Annotated in this window: 29 protein-coding genes and 1 riboswitch; of the genes, 10 read left to right on the top strand and 19 right to left on the bottom strand. The window is 68.8% G+C overall.

The genetic code is table 11. From position 1 onward, the window contains the following. Positions 1-84 precede the first annotated feature (84 nt). A riboswitch (TPP riboswitch) is annotated at positions 85-190 on the bottom strand. A 52-nt stretch (positions 191-242) separates the two neighbouring features. The 5 genes from KBY88_RS06795 to ruvB are packed head-to-tail and all read right to left on the bottom strand — an operon-like array spanning position 243 to position 4,133. After that, positions 243-830: a HEAT repeat domain-containing protein gene (locus tag KBY88_RS06795; protein WP_254939169.1), complete on the bottom strand. Its 588-nt coding sequence runs from the start codon at positions 828-830 to the stop codon at positions 243-245. Positions 831-842: 12 nt separating this feature from the next. Next, entirely contained in the window at positions 843-1,049 is a 207-nt protein-coding gene (locus KBY88_RS06790; protein WP_254939168.1) for a DUF3188 domain-containing protein, read from the bottom strand. Further along, complete coding sequence (locus tag KBY88_RS06785) at positions 1,046-2,254, bottom strand: amidohydrolase (protein ID WP_254939167.1); 1,209 nt, start codon at positions 2,252-2,254, stop codon at positions 1,046-1,048. Before KBY88_RS06785 ends, KBY88_RS06790 begins: the two co-directional genes overlap by 4 nt. Beyond that, positions 2,254-3,024 carry a tetratricopeptide repeat protein gene (locus tag KBY88_RS06780; RefSeq protein ID WP_254939166.1) on the bottom strand — a complete coding sequence of 257 codons (771 nt, stop codon included), beginning with the start codon at positions 3,022-3,024 and terminating at the stop codon, positions 2,254-2,256. The genes KBY88_RS06785 and KBY88_RS06780 overlap by 1 nt, the downstream gene beginning before the upstream one ends. Continuing rightward, on the bottom strand, positions 3,024-4,133 hold the full coding sequence (ruvB, locus tag KBY88_RS06775; RefSeq protein ID WP_254939165.1) for a Holliday junction branch migration DNA helicase RuvB: 1,110 nt from the start codon (positions 4,131-4,133) through the stop codon (positions 3,024-3,026). Before ruvB ends, KBY88_RS06780 begins: the two co-directional genes overlap by 1 nt. A 51-nt stretch (positions 4,134-4,184) precedes the next feature. Between ruvB and smpB the strand changes: the two genes are divergently transcribed. Then, positions 4,185-4,682 carry an SsrA-binding protein SmpB gene (gene smpB / locus KBY88_RS06770; RefSeq protein WP_254939164.1) on the top strand — a complete coding sequence of 166 codons (498 nt, stop codon included), beginning with the start codon at positions 4,185-4,187 and terminating at the stop codon, positions 4,680-4,682. A 4-nt stretch (positions 4,683-4,686) separates the two neighbouring features. Here the strand turns inward: smpB and KBY88_RS06765 are convergent, their stop codons facing one another. Both KBY88_RS06765 and KBY88_RS06760 read right to left on the bottom strand, forming a co-directional pair. After that, positions 4,687-6,759, bottom strand: coding sequence for a serine/threonine protein kinase (locus KBY88_RS06765; protein ID WP_254939163.1), 2,073 nt, complete (start codon positions 6,757-6,759; stop codon positions 4,687-4,689). Next, positions 6,756-7,742, bottom strand: coding sequence for a cysteine synthase A (locus KBY88_RS06760; RefSeq protein WP_254939162.1), 987 nt, complete (start codon positions 7,740-7,742; stop codon positions 6,756-6,758). Before KBY88_RS06760 ends, KBY88_RS06765 begins: the two co-directional genes overlap by 4 nt. Positions 7,743-7,839: 97 nt before the next feature. Between KBY88_RS06760 and egtB the strand changes: the two genes are divergently transcribed. From egtB to KBY88_RS06735, 5 genes are read left to right on the top strand one after another with little or no spacing between them, the layout of a single operon-like run. Continuing rightward, complete coding sequence (gene egtB, locus KBY88_RS06755) at positions 7,840-9,096, top strand: ergothioneine biosynthesis protein EgtB (RefSeq protein WP_254939161.1); 1,257 nt, start codon at positions 7,840-7,842, stop codon at positions 9,094-9,096. After that, positions 9,093-10,100 (top strand): L-histidine N(alpha)-methyltransferase, encoded by a 1,008-nt coding sequence (egtD, locus tag KBY88_RS06750; protein ID WP_254939160.1) that lies wholly within the window; start codon positions 9,093-9,095, stop codon positions 10,098-10,100. The genes egtB and egtD overlap by 4 nt, the downstream gene beginning before the upstream one ends. Beyond that, the gene (locus tag KBY88_RS06745; RefSeq protein WP_254939159.1) at positions 10,087-10,335 is read left to right on the top strand and encodes a hercynine metabolism small protein; all 249 of its coding nucleotides are present in this window, start codon (positions 10,087-10,089) and stop codon (positions 10,333-10,335) included. Before egtD ends, KBY88_RS06745 begins: the two co-directional genes overlap by 14 nt. Continuing rightward, positions 10,332-10,850 (top strand): hercynine metabolism protein, encoded by a 519-nt coding sequence (locus tag KBY88_RS06740; RefSeq protein ID WP_254939158.1) that lies wholly within the window; start codon positions 10,332-10,334, stop codon positions 10,848-10,850. Before KBY88_RS06745 ends, KBY88_RS06740 begins: the two co-directional genes overlap by 4 nt. Positions 10,851-10,853: 3 nt before the next feature. Next, on the top strand, positions 10,854-11,651 hold the full coding sequence (locus KBY88_RS06735) for a YdcF family protein (protein ID WP_254939157.1): 798 nt from the start codon (positions 10,854-10,856) through the stop codon (positions 11,649-11,651). Positions 11,652-11,655: 4 nt separating this feature from the next. Here KBY88_RS06735 and KBY88_RS06730 read toward each other — a convergent pair whose 3' ends face one another. The 7 genes from KBY88_RS06730 to KBY88_RS06700 all read right to left on the bottom strand — a co-directional run bounded on the left by KBY88_RS06730 (position 11,656) and on the right by KBY88_RS06700 (position 18,213). Next, on the bottom strand, positions 11,656-11,919 hold the full coding sequence (locus tag KBY88_RS06730) for a DUF8660 family protein (RefSeq protein WP_254939156.1): 264 nt from the start codon (positions 11,917-11,919) through the stop codon (positions 11,656-11,658). Between the two features lie 34 nt (positions 11,920-11,953). Beyond that, a complete protein-coding gene (gene lysS / locus KBY88_RS06725) occupies positions 11,954-13,504 on the bottom strand; it encodes a lysine--tRNA ligase (RefSeq protein ID WP_254939155.1) in 1,551 nt (516 codons plus the stop codon). Positions 13,505-13,574: 70 nt separating this feature from the next. Further along, a complete protein-coding gene (rpaB, locus tag KBY88_RS06720; RefSeq protein WP_254939342.1) occupies positions 13,575-14,384 on the bottom strand; it encodes a response regulator transcription factor RpaB in 810 nt (269 codons plus the stop codon). Between the two features lie 157 nt (positions 14,385-14,541). Next, positions 14,542-15,891 (bottom strand): ABC transporter substrate-binding protein, encoded by a 1,350-nt coding sequence (locus KBY88_RS06715; protein ID WP_254939154.1) that lies wholly within the window; start codon positions 15,889-15,891, stop codon positions 14,542-14,544. A 4-nt stretch (positions 15,892-15,895) separates the two neighbouring features. Then, positions 15,896-16,408: a rod shape-determining protein MreD gene (locus tag KBY88_RS06710; RefSeq protein ID WP_254939153.1), complete on the bottom strand. Its 513-nt coding sequence runs from the start codon at positions 16,406-16,408 to the stop codon at positions 15,896-15,898. Positions 16,409-16,411: 3 nt separating this feature from the next. Next, positions 16,412-17,161 (bottom strand): rod shape-determining protein MreC, encoded by a 750-nt coding sequence (mreC, locus tag KBY88_RS06705; RefSeq protein ID WP_254939152.1) that lies wholly within the window; start codon positions 17,159-17,161, stop codon positions 16,412-16,414. 5 nt (positions 17,162-17,166) lie between these two features. Beyond that, the gene (locus KBY88_RS06700; RefSeq protein ID WP_254939151.1) at positions 17,167-18,213 is read right to left on the bottom strand and encodes a rod shape-determining protein; all 1,047 of its coding nucleotides are present in this window, start codon (positions 18,211-18,213) and stop codon (positions 17,167-17,169) included. A gap of 177 nt (positions 18,214-18,390) precedes the next feature. Between KBY88_RS06700 and KBY88_RS06695 the strand changes: the two genes are divergently transcribed. Further along, complete coding sequence (locus tag KBY88_RS06695) at positions 18,391-18,786, top strand: single-stranded DNA-binding protein (RefSeq protein ID WP_254939150.1); 396 nt, start codon at positions 18,391-18,393, stop codon at positions 18,784-18,786. Between the two features lie 37 nt (positions 18,787-18,823). Here KBY88_RS06695 and KBY88_RS06690 read toward each other — a convergent pair whose 3' ends face one another. After that, entirely contained in the window at positions 18,824-19,447 is a 624-nt protein-coding gene (locus KBY88_RS06690) for a DedA family protein (protein WP_254939341.1), read from the bottom strand. 177 nt (positions 19,448-19,624) lie between these two features. Beyond that, positions 19,625-21,052, bottom strand: a complete 1,428-nt coding sequence (gene ahcY, locus KBY88_RS06685; RefSeq protein WP_254939149.1) for an adenosylhomocysteinase — start codon at positions 21,050-21,052, stop codon at positions 19,625-19,627. A 159-nt stretch (positions 21,053-21,211) separates the two neighbouring features. Between ahcY and tsaE the strand changes: the two genes are divergently transcribed. Then, complete coding sequence (gene tsaE, locus KBY88_RS06680; RefSeq protein ID WP_254939148.1) at positions 21,212-21,667, top strand: tRNA (adenosine(37)-N6)-threonylcarbamoyltransferase complex ATPase subunit type 1 TsaE; 456 nt, start codon at positions 21,212-21,214, stop codon at positions 21,665-21,667. Here tsaE and KBY88_RS06675 read toward each other — a convergent pair. Then, positions 21,654-22,667, bottom strand: a complete 1,014-nt coding sequence (locus KBY88_RS06675; RefSeq protein WP_254939147.1) for a carbohydrate kinase family protein — start codon at positions 22,665-22,667, stop codon at positions 21,654-21,656. The two genes, tsaE and KBY88_RS06675, sit on opposite strands and share 14 nt — an antisense overlap. Positions 22,668-22,709: 42 nt before the next feature. Next, positions 22,710-23,861: an 8-oxo-dGTP diphosphatase MutT gene (gene mutT / locus KBY88_RS06670; RefSeq protein ID WP_254939146.1), complete on the bottom strand. Its 1,152-nt coding sequence runs from the start codon at positions 23,859-23,861 to the stop codon at positions 22,710-22,712. A gap of 134 nt (positions 23,862-23,995) precedes the next feature. On the opposite strand from mutT, the gene KBY88_RS06665 reads away from it, so the two are divergent. Together KBY88_RS06665 and KBY88_RS06660 are read left to right on the top strand one after the other, a co-directional pair. After that, positions 23,996-24,292, top strand: coding sequence for a hypothetical protein (locus tag KBY88_RS06665; protein WP_254939145.1), 297 nt, complete (start codon positions 23,996-23,998; stop codon positions 24,290-24,292). After that, on the top strand, positions 24,289-25,293 hold the full coding sequence (locus KBY88_RS06660) for a hypothetical protein (protein ID WP_254939144.1): 1,005 nt from the start codon (positions 24,289-24,291) through the stop codon (positions 25,291-25,293). The genes KBY88_RS06665 and KBY88_RS06660 overlap by 4 nt, the downstream gene beginning before the upstream one ends. On the opposite strand, the gene KBY88_RS06655 is transcribed toward KBY88_RS06660, so the two are convergent. Continuing rightward, the coding region (locus KBY88_RS06655) for a sigma factor-like helix-turn-helix DNA-binding protein (RefSeq protein WP_315858111.1) at positions 25,278-25,510 on the bottom strand (233 nt) is incomplete at its 5' end. The two genes, KBY88_RS06660 and KBY88_RS06655, sit on opposite strands and share 16 nt — an antisense overlap.

Raw genomic sequence — 25,510 nt, 5'->3', positions numbered from 1 at the left:
CGGGGCGGGCGGAGCGACGGTCAGGGACAGACGGCTGAGCGAGGTCGTCTCCGGAGCCGAGGCCCACCGGGCCCGGGGGCGGCGGCGGAATTCGGGGCACTTCCCTGGCCCGGCATGACCCGGATCAGGTTCGGAGGGTGTGATCTCAGCCCAGGCCTTCTGATTGGGCCGGGCACCCCTAGTGACCACGGAAACCTAGCAAGGCTGTTTCACAGTTCGCCGATCCGAGGTGATCGACCGGGCTATGCCTGGAGACCGTTGAGCGCCGCGGCCACCACCCGGTGGTCCCCGTCCTGCTGCAGACCCACCAGCAGCTCCCGTGCCTTGGCGGTGCTCTCGGCGGCGCAGGCCTCCCGCACCAGCCGGCCCAGGATTTCGGTGCCGCCCACCCGCACGCTGCCATCACCATCGGCCACCGCCAACGTGGCCAGCTCCAGCAGGGCCTCCGGAGCCATCTCCGCCTGCTCTGCCAACGCCGAAAGGATGCTGCAGCGCACCAGCCACTGGCCATCGCGCGCGAAGGCGTCGCGCAACAACGGCCAGGCGCGCAGCGTTCCATGGCTCACCAGGGCGTTGGCCGCCTCAGCCCGCACGTTGGGATCTCCGTCGTGGTTCAGAGCCTCCACCAGGGCCTCCCAGCCCCGTTCGTTGCGCTTCTCCCCCAGGCCCGCGCAGCTCAAGGAGCGCACCATGAAAATCTCCTGCTCCAACCCCAGCAGCAGCAGCGGCACCGCCTGCTCCACATCCACCTGGCGCAAGCCCACCAGGGCGGGCATGGCCCGGCTGGGATCACCGGAGACGATCGCCTCTCTGAGCCCCTCAAGATCCATGTAGCGCTCTCCTCAATGACCCACCTTTCCTGACCGTAGGGCGTTCAGCAGCGCCCGCCGCCGCTGTCCGCGCACAATCGCGCTGGTCGCCAGCAGACCCGAACCGATCAGCAGAGCCGGCACCGCCTGGAGCCGCTCACGCTCCTGGCGGCTGAGCAGGGCCACCAGGGCCAGCAGGATCAACAGCGGCGAGGCGATGGCGAGCAGGCGGCGGGTCATGGCTCCCGCTCCAACCAACGCAGCAGGCTGAGGGTGAGCACCTGCACCCCCACCGCCAGGGAGCCCTCATCGGGATCGAAGCTGTTGCTGTGCAATGGTGTGCAGCCCAGGGGCCCGGCCACCCCGAGGCGGAACATCGTGCCGCGGGTGTGCTTCAACAGCATCGCAAAATCCTCTGCCCCCAGGGACGGCTGCTCCAGGCGCAGCACATGGGCGCGACCCAGCCGATCGATCGCAGCCGCCTCCACCAGGTCTGTGAGCTCAGGATCGTTCTGCACCGGCGGCGCGATGCAGCGGTAACGCACCCTCGCCTCACCGCCGTAGCCGTGGCAGATGGCGTGCACGGTTTCTTCGATCCAGCCCGGCAGTTGGGCATGCACATCCGGATCCAGACAGCGCACGGTGCCCAGCAGGCGCACGTGGTCGGCGATCACGTTGAAAGCCTTGCCCCCTTCGATGCGCCCGAAGCTCACCACCACCGGGTGCAGGGCATCCAGTTTGCGGCTGATCGCCTCCTGCAGGCCGCTCACCACCTTCGCGGCGATCCAGATCGCATCGGTGCTCTGGTGGGGCCGGGCCCCATGGCCCCCCTCCCCCAGCACCTCCACCTCCAGCTCTCCGGCGGCGGCGGTGAGCCCGCCGGTGCGCACGCCGATCGAGCCCACCGGCAGGCTCGGGAACACGTGAACGCCAAACAGGGCCTCGACCCCCTCCATCGCCCCGTCGGCCACCATCCAGCCGGCCCCCTGGGCAATCTCCTCGGCCGGCTGGAACAACAGCCGCACCCGGCCCTGCAGCCGATCCGCATGGGGTGCCAGCAGCTGGGCCACCCCCAGGCCCACGGCGGTGTGGAGATCGTGGCCGCAGGCGTGCATCAAGCCCTGGCGGGTGGAGGCGTAGGCCAGCCCCGTGCGCTCTTCCACCGGCAGCGCATCCATGTCCACCCGCAGGGCCGCCAGGGGGCCATGGGCGGGACCGATATCGGCCACCACGCCCGTGCGGCCCACCCCCTCCCTCACCCGCCAGCCCCACTGGCGCAACTCACCGGCCACCAGGGCAGCGGTCTGGTGCTCCTCACCACTGAGCTCCGGGTGGGCATGGATGTGGCGGCGCAGGCCGATCCACTGGGGCAGGGCCTCGGCCAGGGCTTCATCAAGCCGCAGCGCCTGCCAAAGATCAGGGGAAGCCGTGGCGATGCGGGACATCAGCGGGTGAGGGTGAGGAACTCCTCGAGGGCGTGCACGGGCTCTGGCGGCCAGCGTCGCTGCTCCAGCAACCATTCTGGCTGCCCGTAACGGGGATCAAGGCCGGAAGCTGCGGCCCAATGGCTCTCTGCTTCACCGCTGGCCCCCCGGCGCCAGAGCAGAGCGGTGAGGCCGGCACGAGCGTCGGCGAACATCGGGTAGCGGCGGATCAAGGAGCGCAGCTGGCGCTCGGCGCTCGCGCTCTCCCCCAACTGAAAGGCCGCCAGCGCAGCACTGGAGCGGGCCATGGCAAAGCCTGGCCGGGCGTCGCTGGCGGCTTCGAAGTGATCGCGGGCCGCCTCCCAATCGCCCTGGGAGCCGCGCACATTGCCCAGGTTGTAGAGGGCCGAGGCATCGGCGGGGTCGCGCTCGAGAATCCAGCGGTAATCCGCCTCCGCCTCGGGCCACTGACGTAGTGCCTCCTCAGCGGTGCCGCGGTTGAGGTGCGGATCGGGATTGTCCGGCTCCAGGGCCATGGACCGGTTCTGGTCGGCGATCGCCGCTTCGGGCCGGCCCAGGGCGAGTTGGACGTTGCCGCGGTTGCTCCAGGCCGAGGCTGAATCAGGCGCCCGCTCCAGGACCTGATCCCACAGGGGCAGGGCGTCGCCAAAACGCCCCTGGCGGCTGGCGTCCAGGGCCTGGTCAAACAGTTGGGGCAGAGCGAGCTGCACCGCCAGCAGCAGGGCCAGCAGCGGCGGCCCCAGAGGGGTTAAGCCAAGCAAGGGAGCCATCAGGCCACCTCCGGCCAGCCCAGGTGCTCCCGACCCCTGGCCGTCACCACCCGGCCGCGGGGAGTGCGCTGCAGGAAGCCCAGCTGCAACAGGAACGGCTCCACCACGGCCTCCAGGGTTGCGGCGTCTTCGCCCAGGCCCGCCGCCAGGGTGTCGAGGCCCGCGGGGCCGCCGCCGTAGCCCTCCAGCAGCAACTGCAGCAGCCGGCGATCGCTGGCATCAAGACCACGCTCATCGACCCGGTGCAGCAGGAGGGCCTCGCCCACCAACTCAGCGCCGATGGAGGCGTAGCCGCCCACGCTGGCCACATCCCGCACCCGGCGCAGCAGGCGGTTGGCGATCCGGGGGGTGCCCCGGCAACGACGGGCCACCTCCAGGGCCGCCAGCGGCTCCAGATTCAGATTCAGCAGGCCCGCAGCCCGCTCCACAATCGCCTGCAGATCGGGCAGGTCGTAGAACTCGAGCCGCTGCACCAGCCCGAAGCGATCGCGCAGGGGCGAGCTCAGCGACCCGGCACGCGTGGTCGCACCCACCAGGGTGAAGGGGGCAATCGGCAGGCTGCGGGTGCGGGCCGCGGCGCCCATGCCCACGGTGAGATCGAGCCGGAAATCCTCCATCGCCGGATAGAGCAGCTCCTCCGCCACCCGGTTGAGCCGGTGGATCTCGTCGATGAACAGCAGCTCATGGGGCTGGAGGTTCACCAGCAGCCCGACGATGTCCCGCGGGCGCTCCAGGGCCGGTGCGCTGGTGATGCGGCAGCGCACCCCCAGCTCTTCGGCCAGCACCAGGGCCATGGTGGTCTTGCCAAGGCCGGGGGGGCCGTAGAGCAGCACGTGATCGAGGGCCTCCCCCCGGTTCCGGGTGGCCTCAATCGCAATGCCCAGCACCTGCTTGAGCTCCCGCTGGCCGATGTAGTCCGCCAGGCGGCGGGGGCGCAGGCTGTCCTCCCGCAGCACAGGGACCTCCGGCCCGCTCTCTTCCTCCAGGGGCTCAGGATCCACGAGTCGCGGCTCGCTCGGCTGGGCACCCGCGACAGCGGCCGACTGGCGGCGGGATCGTCCGGTGCCGCCCGCCCCGCTCCGTCCTGCCCCTGAGGAAACGATCGCCATGGATGGAGGGTACCGGCCCCTGCCTAGGGTCGGAGCATTCCAGGCAGAGCGATGGCGAAGGGCGGGGGCAAGAAGACCGCCAAGGCAGCGCGGGATGCCGCCCACAAGCTGCTGGCGGACAACCGTTTCGCACGCCATCAATACGAGATCCTCGACACGCTCGAAACCGGCGTGGAGCTCGTGGGCACGGAGGTGAAATCGATCCGGGCCGGCAAGGCCAACCTGCGCGACGGCTTCTGCCTGATCAGGAACGGTGAGCTGCAACTGCACAACGTGCACATCTCGCCCCACAGCCACGCTGGCGCCTACTTCAACCACGAGCCCCTGCGGGTGCGCACGCTGCTCGCCCACCGGCGCGAAATCGAGAAGTTCCGCATCGCCCTTGACCAGAAGGGGCTCACCCTGGTGCCCCTCAACCTCCATCTCAAGGGCTCCTGGATCAAGCTCACTGTGGGGCTGGCCAAGGGCCGAAAGCTCCACGACAAGCGCCAGGAGGAAAAGCGCAAGCAGGATGCCAAGGAGACCCGGGCGGCGATTTCCCGGCTCTGAGGACTCAGTTGGTCTTGGGCTCGCTGCCGGGCACCGGCGGCGGTGGCATTGGACCGCTGGGGGGGCTTGGGGTTGGTGCGGGGGTCGGGGTTGGCGTGGGCGCCGGGGTGGCGGGGGTCGGGGTGCTGGGCGTGGGCTCTCCGGGGGTGGTGGGGGTGGTGGGCTCCACCGCCGGGGCCGGATCCACCCGCAGCGAGAGGGTAATCAGGGCCGCCGCCACCCCCTCGTTGGTGATCAGCAACTGCACGGGCGCGCTGGTGATCTTGTCGAGGCTGATCACCCGCAAGGGACCCTTGGCCTCCAGCAGGGCACCATCGGCACCGAACACGCTCATCTGCATCAGCGGCGAGCCGTTGACCCCCAGCACCAGGCGGGATCCTGGGGCGATCTGGATCGGGAACAGGCGGGCGCCCCCGGCCTCCACCTGGGCTGAGAGCACCCGGGTCTGACCGACCTGGGTGGGAATCTGCTCGATCTGCACGTTGGCCAGGCTCTTCTGGGCCGCCGCGTACCAGAGCTGGCGGAAGGGCTCGGGGGGGATGTCCTCACCGGAGCGGCCGGGCAGCAAATTCTGGGCTGACCCCGAAACGAGTTGGCGCAGCACCGCCGGGCTCAGCCCCTGGGCCCCCAGGCGGGTCTGCTGGGTCTGCCAGTCGGCGGCGCTGAAACTGCCCAAGCGCCGACGCAGCTCCGGGGGCAGTTGTTCGACCCGCGCCAGCCATTCTTCGGCCAGCTCGTTCCAGACTTTGCGCAGGGGCGCGTCCTCGAGCGAGTCGCTGGGCAGGCGCCCCCCCCGTTCGGGGAACTGGGCCAGCAAGCTGCCATCCACCAGCTTGAGGAACCAGGTTCGATCGATCTGCAGCGCCCTCAGGCGATTGAGAAGCTGCTGGCGCTGGTCCACCTCCGCCGGCGGCAGGCTGGCCGGCAGCTGCAGGGAGGCGGCGGGATCCGGTGTGGCAGGGGTCTTGCCGCGGCTGAGCAGCAACCAGCCCAGGGCGGTGCCCACCACCGCCGAGAGCACCAGGGCGATCACCACCGGCCAGAGCCTGCCTTCGGCTTCCTCCTCCTTCTGCTCCTGGCGGCTGCGGGGCGGAAGATCGCCACTGGCGACTGCCAGGGGCCGCAGGGTGGGCAGCTCCGGCGGCGGAGCTGGCGAGACACTGGCGGCGCTGGAGGGGGGAGCCGGGTTCTGGGTCAGCGCCGTTGGTGGCGGTGGCGGAGGGACACTGGCCTGGGGCACCAGCACCACGGTGCGGTCGGCCCGGGCCACGGGACCGGTGCTCTCGGGCATGGGCAGTTGCTGCAGGGCCTGGAGGGCCACCGCCGCCGAGGCGAAGCGCTCGGACGGGTCACTGGCCAGCAAGCGCAGCAGGGCCTCCCGGAAGCCGGGTTCGGGCTCCAGCCCAGCGGGCAAGCGCCAGGCCAGGGTGATCGGATCGAGCAGCTCGGCGGGTTCCTGGCCACTGAGCAGCACCAGGGCCACCACGCCCAGGCTATGGAGATCCATCCAGGGCTGGGCAGGTGCCCCCCGCACCAGCTCGGGCGGGGCAAAGCCGGGGGTGGCCCCGAGCAGACCAGCCGTTTCAGAACCGTTGGCCGCCACCCCGCGCACCAGACCGAAATCCAGCAGCACCGGCAGGCCGTCGCGGTCGCGGCGCAGGAGGTTGGCGGGGGTGAGATCGCCGTGGAGCAACTCCTGGCTGTGGAGTACCGCCAGCACTGGCAGCAGTTGGCGCAGCAGCAGCAGCACCTCGCCGGAGCCGAACACCAGCTGACGCTCGCGGCGGGCCTCAAGGAGCTCCTGGTAGGTGGGACCCCCCTGCCACTCCCGCACCAGCCAGAGGCTGTCGCCGTCCTGAACGATGCCACCGAAGCGGGGCACCTGGGGATGAAGCACCCCCTGCAGGCGGCCCCAGAGCTCGCGGAAACGCTGCTGATCCTGGCCCGGTGCCAGCTGGCGCAACACCATCGGCGCCTCGCCGGCCAGCAGGTCGCTGGCCCGCCACAGCACCCCCTGGGCGCTGTGGCTGAGCTCCTCCTCCAGCCGGTAGCGATCGCCAATCAGCGCGGCGCTCATGGGTGGCGCTGGGGCTGGTGCAGTCCCTTGCTGCCGAGCCAATCAGCGTCGTAGAGACGGGAGCGGTAGCGGTCGCCGCTGTCACAAAGCACGGTCACCACCGTGTGACCGGGGCCCAGCCGCCGGGCGGTCTCCACCGCAGCGGCCACGTTGATGCCCACCGAACCGCCCATGAACAGACCCTCGCCCCAGAGCATCTGGTAGATGGTGTCGAGGGCACTCTGGTCGTCGATGCGCACGGCGTCATCCACCGGTGCCCCCTCCAGGTTGGCGGTGACCCGGCTGTTACCGATGCCCTCGGTGATCGAGCTGCCCTCGAGGGTCAGTTCGCCGCTGGTGGCCCAGCTGTAGAGGGCACTGCCGTGGGGATCGGCGATCACGCAGCGCACCCGGGGGTTGCGTTCCTTCAGGAACAGCGCCACCCCGGCATAGGTGCCGCCGGTGCCGGTGGCGGCCACCCAGGCATCCACCTGGCCGCCGGTCTGCTCCCAGATCTCCGGGCCGGTGGAGGTGTAATGGGCACGCCGGTTGGCCAGGTTGTCGAACTGATTGGCCCAAATCGCCCCGGGGGTTTCGGCGGCGATCCGGCCGGAGAGGCGCACGTAGTTGTTGGGGTCGCGGTAGGGCACCGCGGGCACGGTTCGAACCTCCGCCCCCAGGCTGCGCAGCAGGCCGATCTTCTCCGCCGACTGGGTGTCGGGGATCACGATCAGGCTGCGGTAGCCGCGGGCGTTGCAGAGGTGGGTGAGGCCGATGCCGGTGTTGCCAGCGGTGCCCTCCACCACGGTGCCGCCGGGCTGGAGCTCACCGCTGGCCTCGGCCTCCAGCAGGATGCCGAGGGCGGCCCGGTCCTTGACAGAACCACCGGGATTCATGAACTCCGCCTTGCCCAGAATCTCGCAGCCGGTGAGCGCGCTGAGGGCCTCGAGCCGGATCAGGGGGGTATGGCCGACCGCACCCACGAATCCCTGGGTAATGCCCATGGCGCCGGCCGTGCTCCTGCAGAAGATGTGGGGCGATCGTAGGTGCCGCGCCGCACCGGTCTGACCGGATTAACCTCCCCCCAGTCACCCTGTCCCGGTGGAGAGCCCCCCCGACACTGCGGCGCTGGCCCATCGGCTGGGGACCATCCGCCGCCAGAGCGAAGCCCTGATCATCGGGCTCGAATCCGAGGACCTCTGCCTGCAGGGCATGGCGGACGCCAGTCCGCCCAAATGGCACCTGGGCCACACCAGCTGGTTCTTCGAGACTTTCCTGCTGGCGAACGAACTGCCCGAGCACGAACCGGCCGACAGCCGCTGGGGCTATCTGTTCAACTCTTACTACGACGCGATCGGGGAGCGGCTGGCACGGCCCCTGCGCGGCCTGCTCACCCGGCCAACGATCGCCGAGGTGCTGGCCTGGCGGCAGCGGATCGACGCGGGGCTGTTGCTCCTGATCGAGCGCCTTGACCAGGTCCCTTCAGCTCACTGCGCCGCCCCACTGGCCCTGCTGGAACTGGGGCTTCAGCACGAACAGCAGCACCAGGAACTGCTGCTGATGGACCTGCTGGACGGGTTTGCCCGCAACCCGCTCGAACCGGCCTACCGCAGCGGCCCCGACAGTCCCGAAGCCCGCTACGCCGCAGGCCCGCGCCAGGCCACGGGCACCGAAGGAACGGTGGGCTGGCGCGAGCATCCCGGCGGGCTGGTGGCGATCGGCCATGGGGGCGAAGAGGCCACAGGCTTCCACTTCGACAACGAGACCCCCCGCCACCGCCACTGGCTTGAACCGTTCGCCCTCCACGGGCAACTCGTGAGCAACGGCAACTACGCCGCCTTCATCGCCGACGGGGGCTACCGGCGCCCGGAACTCTGGATGAGCGAAGGCTGGGCCCTGGCCACCGAGCGGGGTTGGCAGGCCCCGCGCTATTGGCGCGGCAGCGGCCCCGCCCAGGGCTGGGAGTGGGAGTTCACCCTCGCCGGCCGCCGTCCCCTGCGGCCGCAGGCACCGGTGCGCCACCTGAGCTGGTTCGAGGCCGAGGCCTACGCCCGCTGGGCCGGCGCCCGCCTGGCGACGGAAGCCGAATGGGAGGTCGCCACCGCCGCGGGCCTGCTGGCGGACTGCGGGCAGCTCTGGGAATGGACCGCGAGCCCCTACCGCCCCTACCCCGGCTTCCTGCCCACCGCCGGCGCCGTGGGCGAGTACAACGGCAAGTTCATGAGCTCCCAGTTCGTGCTCAGGGGCCACTCCTTCCTCACCCCCGCCGGCCACGGCCGGCTCACCTACCGCAACTTCTTCCCCCCCGGCAGCCGCTGGATGGCCAGCGGCCTGCGGCTGGCGAGGAACGCTGGATGACTGCGGCGCTGCTGAAACCCCAGCTGCTCGATCTGCACCCCGCCGCCGCCGACATGGAGCGGCTGGTGCGGGAAGGGCTACGCCGCAGCCCCAGGCAGCTGCCGGCCTGGTTCCTCTACGACGCGGAGGGCTCCCGCCTGTTCGAGGCGATCTGCTGCCAGCCGGAGTACACCCTCACCGCCACCGAAACGGCCCTGTTGGAAACCGAGGCACCAGCTATGGCCGCGGCCATGGGTCCAGGCGTGCTGGTGGAGTTCGGGGCCGGCAGTGCCCGCAAGGTGAGTCCCCTCCTGCGGGCCCTCGGGAGGCCGGCCTATGTGGCCCTCGACATCAGCGCCGATCACCTGCGCTCGGCCTGCCGCGATCTGCAGGGCCGCCATCCCGGCGTGCCCGTGCTGGGCATCTGCTGCGACTACACCGGCCTCGAGCAGCTGCCGGACCACCCACTCCTGGAGCAGCGCAATCGGCTGGGCTTCTTCCCCGGCAGCTCCCTGGGCAATTTCAACCGTGCCGAGGCCGTGGGGCTGCTGCGGCAATTCGCCCGGCTGCTGGGCCCGGGAGGCCAGCTGCTGATTGGCATCGACCAACCCAAAGACGTCCGGCGGCTGGAGGCGGCCTACGACGACCGCGCCGGCCTATCCGCGGCCTTCGCCCTCAACCTGCTGCAACGGCTCAACCGTGATCTGGGCGGCGACTTCGACCCCGCCGCCTTCCGCTACCGGGCCCGCTGGCAACCGGAGTCCCAGCGCATCGAAATGGCCCTGGTCAGCCAGCGGGATCATTGGGTCAACGTGGCCGGCGAACGCTGGCCTTTCGCCGAAGGGGAACCCCTGATCACTGAACACAGCGCCAAGTACGACCCCGCCGCGTTCGAGGCTCTGGCGGCGCAGGCTGGCTGGCTAGCCAGGGCACGCTGGAGTGATCCAGCCGGCGACCTCAGTGTTCACCTGCTGGGGCAGGCAGACTCGGAGGCCAAGGAACCCCAGGCCGATGAGCAGAGATGACCAACGGCGCGCCGTGCGCCAAGTGCGTGAGGGCCTGATCGAGCAGCTCGAGGCGCTCTATCGGGAGGCCTTCGATCGCATCGGCACCCATGACCTGGGCGAAGGGGCGATTGCCCGGCTCACCCAGCTGCTGCTGCGCTCCCGCGAGGCGGCGATCACGCCGCTGCAGGAGGAAATCGAGGCCCCTGTGATCACCACGGCGCCGGCCCAGTCCCAGAAGACCCCAACGCCATGAGCGCCAGCTGGTTCGAGGAACTCGAAGCCCGGCTGGAGCAGCAGTTGGAAGCCTTCCTGCGCACCAACCCCCAGCAGCAGTCGCTGCTGGATCGCGAAGAGCTGCAGGAGCGCGCACGGCGCCTGGGCCGGCGGGAGTTGCAGCTTCAGCAGCAGGCGATCGAACAGCGCAACCAGCTGCTGGCCCTGGCCCAGGAGATCGCCACCTGGCAGCAACGGGTGGAGCGGGCCCAAGGCGCCGGGGCGAAGGAATTGGCCGGAAAAGCCCAGGCCCACGTGGATCAGTTGATGGGCCAGGGGCGCGATCGCTGGAAAGCCCTGGCAGAGCTGGGGGAGGACTTCCAACGGCTGCAACGGGAACGCGACGATCTGGCCGCTCGCCCCGGCAACGCCAACCCGCCCCCTGGGACGCCCGCCGAGGGAAGCGCCCAGGGGGCCGCCGATCTGGATGAAGCCTGGGCCACGTTCGAAACCCAGCAGGACCTGGAGCAGCTCAAGCGAAAGCGCGGGTCCTGATCCATGGGCTTCCTACTCTCCAAGCTCCTGCCCCTGGCGCTCTACCCCCTGGGGCTGGCACTGCTGCTGCAGCTCAGCGCTCTTGTGGGCCGCCGCCGGCGTTGGGCTGGCTGGGTGTCAGGGGCGGGGCTTGGTCTGCTCTGGATCAGCGCCATGCCCGTCATCGCTCGCCACCTGGCCTGGAGCCTTGAGGAGCGCAGCGCGGCCCTCACGCCTGATCCCATGCCAAAGGCCGATGCTGTGGTGGTGCTGGGGGGCGGCCTCAGGCCCGCTGTGGCGCCCCGCCGGAACGTGGAAGTGAATGAAGCCGGCGATCGGCTGCTCACGGGCCTGCGGCTGATCCGCCAGGGCAAGGCGCCGCTGCTGGTGGTGAGCGGCGGCCAGGTGAGCTTCGCCGGCAACGATCCAGCACCGCCCGAAGCGACCAGCACCATGGCCCTGGCCATGGAGCTGGGCCTGAAACCCGAGGCGATCGTGACCAATGACCGCTCGCGCACCACCGCCGAAGAGGCGCGTGACATCGGGGCCCTGGCGAAGCAGCGGGGCTGGCGTTCGGTGCTGCTCGTGACCAGCGCCACCCACCTGCCCCGGGCCCTGGCCAGCTTCGAGCGGCTCAGTGGCCTGCGTGTGGTGCCCGTGGCCTGCGACTTCCAGTTCGCCTCCCGGAGCCTCTGGGGCCGACCAACCGTAGGCAGCATGATCAAAGATGGCCTGCCGGACGCCGAAGCCCTGTTGATCAGCACTGTGGTGCTGAAGGAGTATGTGGGGCAGGCCAGCTACAGGCTGTTGGGCCGCAGCTAAGGACTCACTTCTTGGGAACCGGCGGCACCAGACTCACCCCTTCCGGGGGCGGGGTGGGGTCAGGATCGGCAATCAACATGTGCTGAAGAACGATCTCCGGGCGTTCACTGTCGCGCCAGCGGATCCGATAGGCCGGCATCTTGGTGCCCCGGCTCGTGGTCTGTTCGACAGGCTCCATCACCCAGCCGCGACGGGAGCGACCCTGGGGATTGCGCTTGACCACCGCATCCGCGTGCTTGAAGCGGAAACCTACGCGCTCACCACTCATGGGCCGGTTGAGATTGCCTAGTGGGTCCATTATCTCACTGCGCCGGTTCGGGGTCCGAAATGGAGCTTTCCTGACCTCCCCGGCTCTCCGGCCGCAAGAGCGGAAACGCAATCACATCGCGGATGCTGGGGCTGTCGGTGAGCAGCATCGCCAGCCGATCAATACCGATGCCCAGGCCGCCAGTGGGGGGCATGCCCACCTCCAGGGCATGCAGGAAGTCCTCATCGACCCCCTGGGCCTCGAGATCCCCCGCCAGCCGGCGCTCCTGCTGGGTCTCCAGCCGTTGGCGCTGGTCGACCGGATCGATCAACTCGCTGAAGGCATTGGCGGTTTCACGCCCGACGATGAACAACTCAAAGCGCTCCACCATGCCCGGTTTGCTGCGGTGGGCGCGGGCCAGGGGGGAGTTTTCCACCGGGTAATCGAGCACAAAGGTGGGCTGGATCAGATCGGCCTCCACCCTCTGCTCGAACGCCTCCACCAGCAGCCGGCCCGCGGAATCCGCCAGGGCCGGCACCTCCAGCCCCGCAGCTTCCATCGCCGCCGCCGCCTCGGCCCGGCTGGTGAAGCGGTTGAAATCGAGCCCAGTGGCCTCTCGCACCAGATCGTGCATGGTGACCCGGCGCCAGGGGGGAGTGAGATCGACCTCCTTGCCTTGATAGGTGAGGCGGGTGCTGCCGCAGACCTGCTCGGCCACCGCAGCGATCAGCTCCTCGGTGAGCAGCATCATGTCGGTGTAGTCGGCGTAGGCCTGGTAGATCTCCACCGAGGTGAACTCGGGGTTATGGCGGGTGCTGACCCCCTCGTTGCGGAAGATCCGCCCCAGCTCGTAGACGCGCTCGAAGCCACCCACCACCAGCCGCTTGAGGTGCAGTTCGGTGGCGATGCGCAAGGTGAGCGGAAGATCCAGGGTGTTGTGGTGGGTCTCGAAGGGCCGCGCATCGGCGCCCCCGGGCACGCTCTGCAGCACGGGTGTTTCGATCTCCAGAAAGCCCCGCTCATCGAGCCAGCGGCGCAGGCCGCTCACCAGCCGGGCCCGCCGCCGGAAGGTCTCACGGGTCTGGGGGGAGACGATCAGATCCAGGTAGCGCTGGCGGTAGCGCTTTTCCACATCCGCCAGGCCGTGCCACTTGTCGGGCAGGGGCTGGAGCGCTTTGGTCAGCATCCACCACTGCAGCACCCTCACCGAGAGCTCGCCACGGTCGGTGCGCCGCAAGGTGCCACGCACCCCGATCAGATCGCCGGCATCCACGAGGGTGGTGAGCTGGGCAAAGGCCTCGGGGTTCTCCGGCAGGGAGGCCGCCAGGGTGGCCTTCTCGATGAACAGCTGGATCGGGCCGGATTCATCGGCCAGGGTGAAGAAGGCGAGCTTGCCCATCACCCGGCGGGTCATCACCCGGCCGGCCACCAGCACCTCCAGGTCACGTTCCGCGCCGTTGGGCAGGTCGGCGTGGTCGCGCTGCAGATCGACCGTGTGGTGGCTGGGATCGAAGCGCAGGGCGTAGGGCCCCTGGCCGAGCTCAGAGAGGGTGCGGGCCTTCTCCAGGCGAGCCTGCTCCAGGCGATTGGGGCGCTGCTCCGTCACCGGCGGGGGAGTCAATCGAGAGGCCCCATCCTGCAGGACAGGGGGCACCTGGAGCCCGAGCGGTTGTCGCTCAGGCGCTGGCGCCAGCCAGGACGGGTTCGCCCACCCGCTGGGAGGAGTAGCCCGTGCCCCGCACGGTAAGGATCAGCTCCGGGTTGCGGGGATCGGGTTCGAGCTTGCCCCGCAGACGGGCCACGTAGACGTCGACCACGCGCAGATCGGCTGCGCGGCGCGGCGGGTAGCCCCAGAGCTGCTCGAGGATTTCCGCCCGCGGCACCACCCGACCGGGCTCGCGGAAGAGCAGCTCCAGCAGGCTGAATTCGGTGTAAGTAAGGCCGATGCGCTCACCCTCGCGGGTGACCTGACGGCGGTTGGTGTCCACCACCAGATCGCCAACGCGCATCACGCCGTGGCCCACAGGGAGGTCGCGCGGTTCGCTGGCGGCTGAGCCGCGGCCCACCCGGCGGAGGATGGTGGCAATGCGGGCCTCCAGCTCCTTCGGGCTGAAGGGCTTCGGCAGGTAGTCGTCGGCTCCGAGATCAAGACCTGCCACCCGCTCGGTGATCGCATCGAGGGCGGAGAGAAAAATGATCGGCACGCAGGATTCAGCCCGCAGGCGACGACAGACCGCAAAGCCATCGAGCTTCGGCAACATCACGTCGAGCACCACCAGATCAGGCTGCTCCTGATGAAAAAGGCTCAGGGCCTCCTCGCCATCCTCGGCAATGATCACCCGATAGCCCGCCAGCTGTAGCCGCATCAGCAGCACCCGGCGCACCGCCGCTTCGTCATCGACCACCAACACGGTGGCCTGGTGCTCGCTGCGCCCCGCTTCGAAGGATTCGTCCTGATCAGGACGGGGAAGGTCCTCCAAAGGCATGGCGGCGAGCCGGATGAAGAAAGGCAACACTACCCCTCAGCCAGGACCCGCCGCGCCTGGAATCGACCGTGAGCAGACGGTTTTCGCGAACTCTTAAGGATTCGTCCAGAACCACGGGCGTGTGGATCCCCGCACGCTCTGGCTGGGATCCCTCCGCTCAGCCGCCAGGTCCTGACGGCCAGCGGGCTTCGGCGTAGCGGTTCCATTCCTGGGCTGCCGCCGTCACCGCCTGGTCAGTGCTCAGTTGCCCCAGCATCGCCCGCTGCAACTGGGTGTAGACGATCGACTGCAGCCGCTTCACCCCCGGGGTGGCGGGCACCAGCACCCGGGCACGGCCGAGGGTGGCCAGGGAAAGCTTGCGGGCCGCAAGCACCTGGGCCTCGGCCGCCCCCTGGGGCTTGGCGCGCTCCAGTTGCTGCCCCACCTGGCGCAGGGCACCGTTGGCCGAGGGCAGCACCTTGGCCTGCTCGGCAAAGCGGGCCTGGTTGGTGGCGTTGGTGAGAAACAGCGCAAAGCTGACCGCCTCCCGCGGCAGCTTGCTCTGCTTGGGCACCGCCAGGTTCATCACCGCCACGTTGGCGGCACCATCGGGGCCCACCAGGGGCGGAAAGGGGGCCGTGGCGGCGGCCACGGTGGGCGCGTTGGTCTGGATGCTGCGCAGGAACTCCGCCCCGCTGGCCACCTGGGCCAGCTCACCGCTCTGGTAAAGCTCGATCGCCCGGCGGAACCCCTGGCTGACCACCTCCCGGGGCAGCAGCCCGCGCCGGTAGAGATCCGTCCAGAAGGCGAAGGCGCGGCGGCCGGCGGGGCTGTCAAAGGCCGCCCGCTGGCGGGCATCGGTGAGGATGACTCCCATCTGCACCATCGATTCGAGCAGCTCAGCCGAGTCGTCGGGCACCACCGTGGCGAACAGGGCATAGCGGCCGGTGTGGCGCTTGATGGCCGCGGCATAGGCCGGGACCTCACTCCATTGCTTCGGGGGCTGGCGGTAACCGGAGCGGGCCAGAAGTGTGCGGTTGGCCAGGGTGATGCGCGTGGTCAGGTACCAGGGGATGGCGATCTGGTGGCCATCGGCGCGGCCCGCTTGCCAGATGCGCGGCAGATAGGCCGACCCGGCGGCCGGAGGCAGCACTGGATCCAGCGCGAGAAGCCCCCCCTTGCTGGCCAGGTTGGCGGCAAACAGGGGGTTGAGGTTCACCAGGTCGGGGGCGGAGCGGGCGAACACCGACGCCAGCAGCTTGCGCTCCACCGATCCCCAGGGCAGGTCGGTCCAACGCACGGTCACCCCGGGGTTCTGCCGTTCCCAGTCGGCGATCACGGCCCGCATGTAGCCGTTGAACTTGGGGGCCAGATCCAGGGTCCAGACCTGCAGTTCCTTCTTCGGGGTCTCGGGCCGGGCGCAGCCACCGAGCAGCAGCACGAGGGCGGTGGCGACGGCGGAGCCGCGAACGATCAGGCACCGGGTGATTAGCGGTCTGGGCAAACGGATCAGGGGGAACAGGGGCATCGGCTCAACCCCGCAGCGACGAGGTTTGCTGGCGCCAGAACAGCAGCAGCAACGAGCAGATCATCGGTGCCAGCAATCCCGTGAGCAGGGTCTGGGCCAGCAGGATCGGGAGACCGCTTAGCCTCAGCGCCTCCAGGGAGCTTCCGCCTAGGGCAAACTGCAGCATCAGGCTGAGGTTGAGCAGCACTGTGCCCACCAGGGCCAGGAGCCCGAGGCTGAAGCTGCGCTCCAGAGGTGGCCCATGGCGCGCCATCCGCCCCCACCACCAGCCCAGCAGCACCAGGGCAGGAATCTGGCTGGCACCCCCCAGGTTGAGCCCGTCAAGCATCAAGCCGAGGCCCAGGCCCGCCAGGGCCCCGGAAACGGGACCTTCCACCAACGCCCATGGCAGAAGCCAGAGCACGGCCCAGGAGGGGGGCACCCCGCTGAGCTTGAGCGCCCCCGGAGACGCGAGCACCAGGATGGGAACAGCCAGCGCAGTGGCCACGTACCAGGGCTGGCGCGAGAGCAGGGCCATGGCTCAGCGGCGGCCCGTGAGCATCACCTGCACCCCGTCAACGGCCTCAATGGGGGCACTGAGCTGCACCAGCGCCTCAGGCGCCGGCACGGCCTTGTCGTTGACCGCCTGAATCACCCCGACGGTGAGGTTGGGGGGCACCAAGGTGCTGGCCGGAGAGGTCACCACCACATCCCCCGGTCGCACCTGGGGATCCTTCTCCAGGAAGCGCAACACCGGTCGGGCCGTGCCCAGCCCCGTGAGCAAGCCGTGGCGCTGGGTGCGCCCGACCCAGACCCCCAGTTGACTGCTGGTGTCGGTGAGCAGGGTGACCCGGGCCGTCACCGGCGTGACACTGGCCACGCGGCCCACCAGGCCGCCGGGGGCCACCACCGCATCGCCGGGATGAAGGCCCTGGAGCTCTCCCCGGCCGATCACCAGCTGCTGCCACCAGCCCCCGGGCTCCCGGGAGATCACTGGTGCCATCACCAAACGCGGATTGGCATGGTTGAGCTCCAGCACGGTGCGCAGGCGTTCGTTGTCCAGGCGCAGCTGGGCCAGCTGGATCTGATCAGAGAGCTGCTGGGCCGATGTCACCCATTCCTTCTGCGCCGACCCTGGCCAGAACGGAGCACTGAGCAGGGCGTAGAGCTCGCTGAGGAAGGCCCCCTTGCTCAGGCGGATTCCCACCAGCGCCAGCAGCAGCACCAGCCAGGGCCAGCCCTGAATGAGCAGCCGCGGCGACAGGACGCGGAAGGGGCGCCCGGGGGCCATCAGGATCAGTTGGTGTTGCGGGAGAAGTCAGGGGTGTCCAACACCCGCTCCAGCCGCTTGTAGTCCTCCAGCACCCGGCCGCAGCCGTTGACCACACACAGGAGCGGATCCTCGGCGATGTGGGTGAGGATGCCGGTCTCGTGGCTGATCAGGTCGCTGATGCCGCGCACGAGCGCACCGCCTCCGGCGAGCATGATCCCGCGATCGACGATGTCGGCGGCGAGCTCGGGGGGCGTGCGCTCGAGGGTGCGCTTGACCGCTTCGACGATCACATTGAGCGGCTCGGCCATGGCCTCACGAATGTCGCCGGCGCGCACGTTGATGGTGCGAGGCAGGCCGGAGAGGAGGTGCAGACCGCGCACATCCATAGAAGTGTCATCGTGACGGTCGTCGGGGAAGGCCGAGCCGATCCGGATCTTGATGTCCTCGGCGGTGCGCTCGCCCACCACGAGGTTGTGCACCTTCTTGAGGTAGACCCCGATCGCCTCGCTGAGCTCATCGCCCGCCACCCGCACCGATTCACTCAGCACGGTGCCGCCGAGACTGAGCACGGCCACTTCCGTGGTGCCGCCGCCGATATCCACGATCATGGTGCCCACGGGTTCGGTGACCGGAAGCCCGGCACCGATCGCTGCCGCCACGGGTTCATCGATCAGGTGCACCTCGCGGGCTCCCGCCAGACCAGCCTCGCGCACGGCCCGCCGCTCGACCCCGGTCACGCCGCTGGGAATGCCGATCACCAGACGGGGGGCAACGATGCCGCGGCCCTCGTTGCCCTTCTGAATGAAGGACTTGATCATCATCTCGGCGGCGTCGAAGTCGGCGATCACGCCATCGCGCAGGGGCCGCACGGCCCGGATGTTGCCCGGGGTGCGGCCGAGCATCAGCTTTGCTTCATCACCCACCGCCAGGGGCACCCCCTTCTCCAGATCGAGCGCCACCACGGAAGGTTCCTGGAGCACGATGCCCTTGCCGGACACGTACATCAGGGTGTTGGCCGTTCCCAGATCGATGCCGATGTCCCGGGAGAGCTGGAAACGTCGAAAGAACACAGGTGTGAGACCAAGCCGGGCGGAATCATAGGAGTGCCGACCGAACCACCCCCCGGCCGGTCTGGATGGGTGGATCCAGGCTGGGTGATACAGCCGGGGCCAAGGGTGGAACTCCTTGAACGAGACGCCCCAAGCAAGTGGCGCATCATTGTTCAACTACAAGCAGGAGATAACGCCATGGGCGTCAATTCCGTCACCCTCGTCGGCCGGGCCGGCCGCGACCCCGAAGTGCGCTACTTCGAGTCAGGCAGCGTGGTGGCCAACCTCACCCTCGCGGTGAACCGCCGCAGCCGCGATGAGGAACCGGACTGGTTCAACCTCGAAATCTGGGGCAAGCAGGCCCAGGTGGCCGCCGATTACGTCCGCAAGGGCTCCCAGCTGGGGATCATCGGCTCGCTCAAGCTCGACCGCTGGACCGACCGGGCCACGGGTGAGGAGCGCAGCAAGCCCGTGGTGCGGGTGGACCGCCTCGAGCTGCTGGGCTCCAAACGCGACGGCGAACAGGCCAGCGCCTATGGAGACGGCGGGGGCTACGGGGGCGGTGAGCCCAGCTCCGAGGAAGTGCCTTTCTGAGGGGCTCGGCCAAGGCCACGTCCCAGCCAAGCCCGGCTCAGTGGCTGTCCTGACGCTGCTTCCAGATGCGCAGGCCCAGCCACAGGCCACCGGCCAGCACAGCCACCACCAGGAGAACCTTGACCACCCGAGCGACGGGATCGATCCAGAGCTCAACCTTGCTGTAGCCCTCCCCAAGGGCCACACCGGCCAGGGTCAGCAACAGGGTCCAGATCAGGCTGCCTGCGGTGGTCCAGATCAGAAAGGGGGTCAGCGGCATCATCTCGATGCCTGCAGGCACAGAGATTAAGGTGCGAATGCCCGGCACGAGACGGCCCCAGAACACCAGGGCCGTGCCGTGGCGGTTGAACCAGCTGCGGGTGCGGCGCAGCTCCTTCGAGCTGATGCCGATCCAGCGGCCATGGCGCTCGAGCCAGTGCTCCAAGCGCTCTTCGTTCACGAGGCGACCAACGCCGTACCAGGGCAGAGCCCCAAGGACCGTGCCCAGCAAACCGGCCAGCACCACCGGAACCAAGGCGAGTTTCCCCTGCTGCACATAGAACCCCCCCAGGGGCATGATCAATTCAGAGGGAATGGGCGGAAACAGATTCTCCAGAAACATGGCGGCAAAAATCGCGCCATAACCCGCGCTCGGATTGGCCTCCACCGCCGATCCGATCATGGCGGGCAACTGTTGAACCAAATCGATGGCCACAGGAAGCGATCAGAGGGGATCGTGGCAAGTCTTCCAGACCAGCAGGCTGAGAGCGCTTCTAGAGCCCACGGAGCAGGGGCATGAAAAAGCACGGCTGGAGGGCCGGGCAGGAACCAAAGGAGGCCAATCGACCAGCCAAGTCGCTCAGTAGCGGTAATGCTCGAGCTTGTAGGGACCTTCCACCGGCACGTTGATGTAGGCGGCTTGCTCGGCACTGAGCTCGGTGAGTTTGACGCCAATCTTCTCCAGGTGAAGGCGAGCCACCATCTCATCAAGATGCTTGGGCAGCACGTAGACCTCCTTGCCGTACTGATCCCCCTTGGTGAACAGCTCGATCTGGGCCAGCACCTGGTTGGTGAAGGAGTTGGACATCACGAAACTTGGGTGGCCTGTGGCGCAACCGAGGTTCACCAGGCGACCTTCGGCGAGCAGGATGATCTTGTTGCCTGAAGGCAGGATGATGTGATCAACCTGGGGCTTGATGTTGTCCCAGGGGTACTGCTTGAGCGAAGCCACATCGATCTCGTTGTCGAAGTGGCCGATGTTGCAGACGATCGCCTGATCCTTCATCTGGATCAGGTGCTCATGGCGAATCACCCGGAAGTTGCCGGTGGCGGTCACGAAGATGTCCACATCGCCCACCACATCATCGAGGCGCACCACGCGGTAGCCCTCCATGGCGGCCTGAAGGGCGCAGATCGGGTCGATCTCGGCGATCATCACAATCGCGCCGAGACCACGGAGCGACTGGGCTGAACCCTTGCCCACGTCGCCGTAGCCCATGACCAGGGCCACCTTGCCCGCCACCATCACATCGGTGGCACGCTTGATGCTGTCCACCAGTGATTCACGGCAGCCGTAGAGGTTGTCGAACTTGCTCTTGGTGACCGAATCGTTGACGTTGATGGCAGGGAAGGGCAGCTCGCCGCTCTTCTGAAGCTGATAGAGGCGGGCCACACCGGTGGTGGTCTCCTCGGTGACTCCCTGGATGTTGGCGTGGATGCGGGAGTAAAAGCCGGGCTGGGCGGCCAGCTTTTGGCGGATCGAATTGAAGAGGGCGGTTTCTTCTTCGTTCGAGGGGTTCTCAAGTACGGAGAGGTCGTTCTCAGCCCTGGTTCCCAGGATCACCAGGCCGGTGGCGTCGCCGCCATCGTCCAGGATCATGTTGGGCGTTCCGCCATCGCCCCACTCGAGGATGCGGTGGGTGAAGGCCCAGTATTCATCGAGGGTTTCGCCCTTATAGGCGAACACAGGAACGTTGGCGGCAGCGATGGCCGCGGCGGCGTGGTCCTGGGTGGAAAAGATGTTGCAGGAGGCCCAACGCACATCAGCGCCGAGGGCCACCAGGGTCTCGATCAGAACGGCGGTCTGGATCGTCATGTGCAGCGACCCGGCGATGCGTGCGCCCGCCAGGGGCTGCTCGGCGCCGTACTTCTGCCGCAGGGCCATGAGACCGGGCATCTCGGTTTCGGCGATCGCGATCTCCTTGCGGCCAAAGTCGGCCAGGCCGATGTCGGCGATCACATAGGTGTTGGTGACCTGCAGGGCAGGCGAGCTGGGAGCGGCAACCATGGGGGTTCGCGGCAGTGTGAATGTGAGGGACTGTGGGGCCGATGGCATCGGCGTTGAGGGTGCGATCGGAACGGCAACCCCCCCAGGAAAAGCCTGGGGCCTGGGAATATCTGCAGAGACGCCGAGGCTTCGGGCTCGCTCAATGGCCAATCTACAGGGATGAATCAGCGAGATGTGTTCCTGGCCGATCCCGAGGCCACGGCCCGTCTGGGGAAATCCCTGGCCGCCGAGCTGTTAGAGCTCAAGCCCTCTGGGCGCCTGCTGCTCCTCAGGGGCCAGCTGGGGGCGGGCAAGACCTCCCTGGTGCAGGGACTGGCCGCCGGCCTCGGCATCGATGGGCCGATCACCAGCCCCACCTTCGCCCTGGCCCAGCACTACGAAGGTTCCTTGGCCGGAGAGCCCACCCATCTCGTGCACCTGGACCTCTACCGGCTGGAGGCGGCCGCGGCCGCCTCCGACCTCTACCAGCAGGAGGAGGAGGAAGCCCTGGCGCTCGCGGCCGTGCTGGCGGTGGAGTGGCCCGAGCGGCTCCCTTTTGTGCCCTCGGGCGCCTGGCGACTGGACCTGGAGCCTGAGGGGGAGGGGCGGAGGGCGCGTCTGTTCAAGGCTCCCTGAGGGAGACCGCCTGCTCGTTCAAAAAGGCATAGACCTGGGCTTGATCAGGTTGGGGATCGATCGCCCCGGCCCCCTGACACACCAGAGCCCCGCAGGCACAGGCAAAGGCCACGGCATCACGCACCCGGGCCGCCTCGGCCCCTGCCAGCAACCCTGGCTCGGCGCAGAGGCGGTGCAGCAAGCCGGCGAGGAAGGCATCCCCTGCCCCGGTGGTGTCCACCACAGGCACGGGGGCGGGGGCCAGTTCACCTGTATGGCCCCCCATCCACCAGCGCACCGGAGCCGCGCCATCGGAGATCAGCACCGCTGGCCCCTGGGGCAGGGCGGCGGCGATCGCCCGGGGATCGCGGCGGGCCACCCCCAACCGCCCAAACAGCCAGTCGGCCTCCTCACCCGCCAACTTCAACAAACGCACCCGCTCCAGCAGGGGCACCAGCCGATTCCGGGCCTCCTCGGGTCCCACGGCCCAGAAACGGGGCCGCCAGTTCACGTCCAGGGCCACGGGCACCGCAGCGGCAACCGCCAACTCCACGGCCCGCTCCAAGGCCGCGCCAGAAGCCGGGCTGGCCAGGGGCAGGCTGCCCATCTGCAGCCACTGGGCCGTCGGCAGCAGCTGGGCCAGGGGAGCCCTGAGAGCCCCTTGATCAAGGACCTGATCGGCGAAGCCCTGGCCCCGATTCCCCGCGAAACCACCGAACACGCGCTCGCCCGAGTGCTCCCTCCGCACCAGCACCACCCGCGTGGGCCGCCCTTCATCCCACTGAAGAGCACGGGTGTCGACGCCTCGATCGAGCAGCAGCGCCGCAAAGGCTGCACCCGGTGCGTCACGGCCCAGCCGCGCCAGCAGGGCCGATGTCGTGCCGAGCCGGGCCAGGGCGCAGGCCACGTTGGCGGGGGCCCCGCCAAGGCGATCGTCGAAGGGGCGATCCGTCGCCGGATCCCCCCCGGGAGGACCAAGCCGGTCCACCAGGGCCTCGCCAAGGCAGAGCACCTGTGCCATGCCCTCAACCTATCGGCGGTTTTGGGCGCCGATGGGACCTGGTCAGCGGGACGGCCGTTCCCTCAGGGCAGCGATGATCCGGGCATTGGCCGCGGGAAAGGGGAACTCGCCCAGTCGCTCCGGCTCCACCCAGCGCACCTGCTGGCTGGCCAAGGGCTGGGGCTCGCCCGCCAACCAACGGCAGAGATGCACCACGAAGCGCAGGCGCTTGTGGCTGTAGCTGTGCTCAAGGGTGATGAGTTCCTCACCCACCTCCACCTCGATCGCCAGTTCTTCAGCCAATTCGCGTCTGATGGTGAACTCAATCGCCTCGCCGGGCTCCTGTTTGCCCCCCGGGAACTCCCAAAGCCCCCCCAGCAGCCCCTCCTCCAAGCGCTGATCGATCAGCACACGCCCGCTGGCATCGAGCACCACCGCCACTCCGATCACCTGGAAGGGCAATGGCTTAGGGGCTTCACTCACGGGGAAGGCCTGGGGATCGCCGGAAGCGTAGGCAGCGCAGGCCCCCTGCCAGGGACAGCGCTCGCAGGCCGGCTGGCGGGGGGTGCAGACCGTGGCCCCCAGATCCATCAGCGCCTGGTTGAAATCCCTGGGCCGCAGCGGATCGAGCAGGTCAGCGCTGAGCGCCCAAAACAGGCGCCCCTGACGGCGAGGCGGCTCGGTATAGGCCCTGAAGCGCGCCAGCAGCCGCTGGACATTGCCATCGAGAATCGGATGGGGAAGGTCGTAGGCCGAGGAGAGGATGCTGCCAGCGGTGCTGGGGCCAATGCCGGGGAGAGCCAACCAGCCCTTGAGCGTGCGCGGCCAGGGATCGGCCACCCCGCCGGCCTCCCGCGCCAGCACCATCCCCGCCCCCTGGTGCAGCCTCCGGGCACGGGCGTAGTAGCCGAGGCCCTGCCAGAGCAGCAGCACGTCCTGCTGATCCGCCACCGCCAGGGTGCCGAGGTCGGGATACGCCGCCATCCAGCGGCGCCAGTAGGGGAGCATCACCACCAACTGGGTCTGCTGGAGCATCACCTCGGCGCTCCAGATCGCCAGGGGATCCAACGGTTCGCCAGGGGCCGGTCGGCCGCCCCGGGCCGTCAGCTTCCAGGGCAGGTCATGGCGGCCATGGACATCCCACCAATCCAGCAGGGCCGCTCGCAGGGCGGCGGGATTCCAGGGCAGTGGGCTGCTCAACACACCCTTGGTCATGCTGGGGCCCATGGTCTCGGGGCGCCGGTGTCCATGGGCGGCGTGAGCTGGAACAGCCACAGGCTGGCCCCATCGATGCAGGCAAGATTCAAAACCCATGGGAGGCTGGTGCTGCCTTGGTTCACGCGCCATCGATGCCGGTCATCACGAGGGTTCTGATCACGCTGGCGGCCAGCGCCCAGGTGTGGGCACCGGCGGCGAACGCCCAGGCCTTCAAGGACAAGATGGTGCGCTCCTTCTGTGCCAGGGCCATGGCCAGTGATTTCACCAAGGCGGGCAAGACACCACCCAGCGGCATGGTCGAGTTCACCTGCGGCTGCGTCGCCGACCAGATGCGCGCAGGGGCCAGCGCGGAGAAGGCCAAGGCCACCTGCACGCCCCTGGCCACGAGCAAATTCGGTCTGGAGGCGTCATCTGCGCCCCAGCCATGACCATCCATCCGCAACTCCAGCCCCCTGAAGACCAGCGCGAAGCCATCGGCCGGGCGGGCCTGGGGAGCTTGCTGGCGATCGCCTCGCTGGAGGGGGCCCCCAGCCCGCTCGCCCTGCGCACGATCACGGCCATCCGTGACCACCTGATCCGCCTGCCGATTCCCCTGGATCAGCTGCAGCCCCTCAGCCCCGAAGAGCTGGCCCAGGCGGTGCCTGGCGCGGAGTGGCGTGAGCGCATCCTGCGGGGCATGACCGTGCTGGCGCTGCTGGAGCACGAACCCAGCTCCGCCCAACTGAAGAGGCTGCGGGCCACGGCCCGGGCCCTCGGCATCGACGACGCCCCGGTGGAGACCTTCCGCCACGTGCTCGAGCACCAGTTCAACCTGGTGCGCCTGGACATAGCCCGCCGGGGCTTTCAGAAGGGGGCGGCCCTGAGCTATCTGCGCGATGAGGGCCCCGCTGGGGCCCTGCAACTGGCCCGGGCCCTGCTGCAACAGGATGATCCAGCCCTGGCCGAGCGCTATCGCCAGTTGGCCCATTACCCCGAGGGCAGCCTGGGGCGCGCCTACAGCGCCTTCATTGCCGCCAACGGCTTCAGTCTCCCTGGCGAGATCGGGGGGCCGCCGCCCCCGGTGGTGCGCCATGACTGCTGCCACGTGCTCGGTGGCTACGGCACCAGCGCCGCCGAGGAATGCGGCGTGCTGGGGTTCCAGGCCGGCTTCGGCCGCAACGATCCCTTCTTCACGATCCTGTTCGCCCTGGCCCAGTTCCAGCTGGGCATCGGCAGCACGCCGGTCACCGCCGCCGCCACCGACCAGGCTGATCCTGAAACGATCTTCAGGGGGTTGGAACATGGCAGCACCGTGACCCGCGATCTGATCAGCGACTGGGACCCCTGGGACGATTTCGACAAGCCCCTGGAAACGGTGCGCTCGCTCTACGGCATCAGGCCCCGCAACCGGGTGGGGGAAGGCCCCCACGTCAGTCAGCTGGCCACGTAGGCCGCAACGCTGTCGCTCAGACGCCGCAGGCCGATGAGCCCATCGCGCTCAAGATTGCGGATGCGATCACGGCTCATGCCCAGGATGCGGCCGATGCCGGTGAGGCTCATGGGTTCTTCCACATCGATGCCGTAGCGCATCTTGAGCACCCGCCCCTGGATCTCCGGCAGCTGCTCCAGCAGCGCCCGCATGTCCCCCCGCAGGCACTCCCCATCCA

The sequence above is a fragment of the Cyanobium sp. Morenito 9A2 genome (assembly GCF_024345575.1).
In the GTDB taxonomy this organism is placed as follows: domain Bacteria; phylum Cyanobacteriota; class Cyanobacteriia; order PCC-6307; family Cyanobiaceae; genus ATX-6F1.
The sequence above is the reverse complement of the archived record's forward strand: the minus strand, read 5'-3'. Positions and strand labels throughout refer to the sequence as shown.

Coding starts and splice junctions, on each gene's coding strand:
- KBY88_RS06795 (WP_254939169.1), bottom strand. CDS start 830: ATGGATCTTGAGGGGCTCAGAGAGGCGATCGTCTCCGGTGATCCCAGC.
- KBY88_RS06790 (WP_254939168.1), bottom strand. CDS start 1,049: ATGACCCGCCGCCTGCTCGCCATCGCCTCGCCGCTGTTGATCCTGCTG.
- KBY88_RS06785 (WP_254939167.1), bottom strand. CDS start 2,254: ATGTCCCGCATCGCCACGGCTTCCCCTGATCTTTGGCAGGCGCTGCGG.
- KBY88_RS06780 (WP_254939166.1), bottom strand. CDS start 3,024: ATGGCTCCCTTGCTTGGCTTAACCCCTCTGGGGCCGCCGCTGCTGGCC.
- ruvB (WP_254939165.1), bottom strand. CDS start 4,133: ATGGCGATCGTTTCCTCAGGGGCAGGACGGAGCGGGGCGGGCGGCACC.
- smpB (WP_254939164.1), top strand. CDS start 4,185: ATGGCGAAGGGCGGGGGCAAGAAGACCGCCAAGGCAGCGCGGGATGCC.
- KBY88_RS06765 (WP_254939163.1), bottom strand. CDS start 6,759: ATGAGCGCCGCGCTGATTGGCGATCGCTACCGGCTGGAGGAGGAGCTC.
- KBY88_RS06760 (WP_254939162.1), bottom strand. CDS start 7,742: ATGGGCATTACCCAGGGATTCGTGGGTGCGGTCGGCCATACCCCCCTG.
- egtD (WP_254939160.1), top strand. CDS start 9,093: ATGACTGCGGCGCTGCTGAAACCCCAGCTGCTCGATCTGCACCCCGCC.
- KBY88_RS06745 (WP_254939159.1), top strand. CDS start 10,087: ATGAGCAGAGATGACCAACGGCGCGCCGTGCGCCAAGTGCGTGAGGGC.
- KBY88_RS06740 (WP_254939158.1), top strand. CDS start 10,332: ATGAGCGCCAGCTGGTTCGAGGAACTCGAAGCCCGGCTGGAGCAGCAG.
- KBY88_RS06735 (WP_254939157.1), top strand. CDS start 10,854: ATGGGCTTCCTACTCTCCAAGCTCCTGCCCCTGGCGCTCTACCCCCTG.
- KBY88_RS06730 (WP_254939156.1), bottom strand. CDS start 11,919: ATGAGTGGTGAGCGCGTAGGTTTCCGCTTCAAGCACGCGGATGCGGTG.
- rpaB (WP_254939342.1), bottom strand. CDS start 14,384: ATGCCTTTGGAGGACCTTCCCCGTCCTGATCAGGACGAATCCTTCGAA.
- KBY88_RS06715 (WP_254939154.1), bottom strand. CDS start 15,891: ATGCCCCTGTTCCCCCTGATCCGTTTGCCCAGACCGCTAATCACCCGG.
- KBY88_RS06710 (WP_254939153.1), bottom strand. CDS start 16,408: ATGGCCCTGCTCTCGCGCCAGCCCTGGTACGTGGCCACTGCGCTGGCT.
- mreC (WP_254939152.1), bottom strand. CDS start 17,161: ATGGCCCCCGGGCGCCCCTTCCGCGTCCTGTCGCCGCGGCTGCTCATT.
- KBY88_RS06695 (WP_254939150.1), top strand. CDS start 18,391: ATGGGCGTCAATTCCGTCACCCTCGTCGGCCGGGCCGGCCGCGACCCC.
- KBY88_RS06690 (WP_254939341.1), bottom strand. CDS start 19,447: ATGATCGGATCGGCGGTGGAGGCCAATCCGAGCGCGGGTTATGGCGCG.
- ahcY (WP_254939149.1), bottom strand. CDS start 21,052: ATGGTTGCCGCTCCCAGCTCGCCTGCCCTGCAGGTCACCAACACCTAT.
- tsaE (WP_254939148.1), top strand. CDS start 21,212: ATGAATCAGCGAGATGTGTTCCTGGCCGATCCCGAGGCCACGGCCCGT.
- KBY88_RS06675 (WP_254939147.1), bottom strand. CDS start 22,667: ATGGCACAGGTGCTCTGCCTTGGCGAGGCCCTGGTGGACCGGCTTGGT.
- mutT (WP_254939146.1), bottom strand. CDS start 23,861: ATGACCAAGGGTGTGTTGAGCAGCCCACTGCCCTGGAATCCCGCCGCC.
- KBY88_RS06665 (WP_254939145.1), top strand. CDS start 23,996: ATGCCGGTCATCACGAGGGTTCTGATCACGCTGGCGGCCAGCGCCCAG.
- KBY88_RS06660 (WP_254939144.1), top strand. CDS start 24,289: ATGACCATCCATCCGCAACTCCAGCCCCCTGAAGACCAGCGCGAAGCC.